This window comes from Gordonia sp. ABSL11-1 (assembly GCF_030315685.1).
Lineage (GTDB): Bacteria > Actinomycetota > Actinomycetes > Mycobacteriales > Mycobacteriaceae > Gordonia.
Window position 1 is genome coordinate 1 of the sequence record NZ_JASXSI010000073.1, and the last position, 1,474, is coordinate 1,474.

Consider the following 1,474-nt stretch of genomic DNA (forward strand, 5'->3'; position numbering starts at 1 on the left):
GGCTCTTCCTGATTCAGAGTGCGTGTAGGCGTTCTGCGAGTTGGCCGGAGTGGATGAGTGACCGCAAGATGTAGTGCTTGAGGTTGCGGAACCCGAGTGCGATTCCGCGCAGATGCTCGAGGCGCCCGTTGATGGCTTCGACCGGGCCGTTGGAGGCGCCGGTGTCGAAGTAGGCCAGGATCTCGGCACGCCGGGCCCACAACGACCGTCCGAGTTGCGCCACCTCGGCGAGACCGGAGGGTAGGCCGGTATGAATGCGTTTGAGCAGCTTGTACATCGCGATCTTCCCGTCCCGCTTGTTCGGCTGGTCATACGCGTCGATCAGGTCCTGATAGATCGCGTAGGAGACCGCAACTGCCACATGCTCCTCACGCGCGTCCAGACCGGTACGCAACCGGGTCTTCTGCTTGTCGGTGAGCAGCCCGATCCGGGTCAGCAGAATACGGCGGATACCGTAGAGCGGATCCCCGCTGCGGCCCCGATGCCCACACGTATCCTGTTGCACGCGTTGACGACACAACGTGAGTTTCTCCGCGGCCAGATGCACCACATGAAACGGATCCATCACCGCGCGCGCCTTGTCGAGGGATTCGGCGGCCGCGGTGCGGTAGCCGCTGAACCCATCCATCGTCACGACCCGGATCCGGTCGCGGAACGCCTGATCGCGGGCGTCGAGCCAGTCCTTGAGCGCGGCTTTCGATCGGCCGGCGACCATGTCCACCAGTCGTGCCGGCCCGGTCCCGTCGACGATCGGGGTGAGGTCGACGAGCACCGTCACGAAACTCGACTCCCCCTGGCCGCGCACATGTTTCCACTTGTGCTCATCAACCCCTAAGACTCGCACGCCGGCCAGCTGGGCGGGTGCGGTGGCCAGCGTCCGGGCTGCCTCACACGCCAGGGTGTTGACGGTATTCCAACTCAACCCCACCGCGGCCGCCGCCGCGGTGACCGACATTTTGTCGCAGATCATCGACCGCATGATCCAGGTGGTGGTGCGGCGGGTGACCTGCGCCCGCGGGGCCACGATCGCGCCGAGGTCGGCCCGGAAGACCGACGTGGCACATCCCTCGGTGCCGCACGTGTAGCGCGGCACCGTCAGGTGCAGCCGGGTCGGATGCCCGACGATCGGCAGATCGGTGACCTCACGGTCGACATGATCACGCAGCCGGCCCACCTGCCCGCAGGCCGGGCAGGTGTTCTTCGGGTCCAGGAACTGGCAGAACAGGTGGGTGCGGTCCTCGGCGTCGATGGCGGCATCGGTGATCGTGACGCCGAGTTCGATGGTGCGGCAAATCGTGTCGGCAATAGCGCTACGCTGCGTCATGGGTCCTGTTGGTGTGAGCGGTGGTGGTGTAGGAGCTTTCATCCTCACACCACAGGACCCGCCCACATCACGCGGCTCACACCCGAAAAACCGACCTACATCTTGTGGTCGATAGAACCTGTTTCACGCACCGCCAATCCTGAAGAGCCT

The 1,474-nt window shown here is 64.9% G+C and carries 1 protein-coding gene; it reads right to left on the reverse strand.

Annotation, left to right across the window (positions count from 1 at the left end):
* Positions 1 to 13 precede the first annotated feature (13 nt).
* Entirely contained in the window at positions 14 to 1,324 is a 1,311-nt protein-coding gene (locus tag QSJ19_RS26455; protein ID WP_286324031.1) for an ISL3 family transposase, read from the reverse strand.
* Positions 1,325 to 1,474: the final 150 nt, after the last annotated feature.

Bases quoted from the DNA above. Each gene is read 5' to 3' on its own strand.
- QSJ19_RS26455 (WP_286324031.1), bottom strand. From the start codon at position 1,324: ATGACGCAGCGTAGCGCTATTGCCGACACGATTTGCCGCACCATCGAA.